The sequence below is a fragment of the Corallococcus sp. CA053C genome, from assembly GCF_003611675.1.
Classification (GTDB): Bacteria; Myxococcota; Myxococcia; order Myxococcales; family Myxococcaceae; genus Corallococcus.
Map to the genome: position 1 here is coordinate 1 of NZ_RAWA01000814.1, position 873 is coordinate 873.

General features: G+C 65.3%; 1 pseudogene. It reads right to left on the reverse strand.

The features are described from left to right. Positions 1-16 precede the first annotated feature (16 nt). Positions 17-735, reverse strand: a pseudogene (locus D7V97_RS46375) (IS5 family transposase); the annotation flags it as partial. Positions 736-873 lie beyond the last annotated feature (138 nt).

Genomic DNA, 873 nt, shown 5'->3' on the forward strand with positions numbered 1-873 from the left:
CTAGGGGGTGTCCCTAATTAAGCCAAAGCATCATGCAGGCCAGGTGGAGGACCGCCAGGTAGTTGGTGGCGGTCTTCTCGAAGCGGGTGGCCACGGCGCGGAAGCGCTTGAGGCGGTGGAACATGCACTCCACCTGGATGCGCAGCCGGTAGAGGGCGCGGCTGTTGCGGCGCCGGTGGTGCTTGCGCGTTGGATTCATCGCGATGACGGGCCTCATGCCGCGCTCCCGGACGGCCTGCACGAGGTGGTCGGCGTCATAGCCGGCGTCGGCGATGAGCGCCTTGCCGTGCGCATACTGAAGGAGGTGCTCGGCTTCAGTGACGTCGCCGCGCTGCCCCGGCGTCAGCGTCACTTCAAGCGGCTGGCCCTTGGTGGTGCAGAGGGCGTGGACCTTGGAAGAAAAGCCTCCTCGAGAACGGCCCAGAGCATTGCATCGGACCCCCCTTTTGCACCCGAGGCGTCCTGATGCGCCCGGATGATGGTGGCGTCCAGCAGCGAGCCGACCTCATCCACTTGCAGCTGTAGCGCCTTGAAGAGCCCCTCCCATACGCCTCGGGTCGCCCAGCGCCCGAAGCGGTTGTAGACCGTCTTCCAGGGCCCGTAACGCTCTGGCAAGTCACGCCAGGGTGCGCCCGTCTTCACCCGCCAGAGCACTGCATTGACGAACTGCCGGTCACCTTTCCTGGTGCGCGGCCCTCGTCGGGCAGGGATGAGGGGCTTAAGCTGCTTCCACTGCTCGTCCGTCAGCTCATGTCGGTGCACTCACCAGGGGTGCTCAGCTCTTCCTTTCCCTGCAAGCTCAACCCTGCCCACGGTGCTGGCGGCCGCTCGGCCTCCAGCACCTTTCTTCAGATAATTAGGGACACCCCCTAG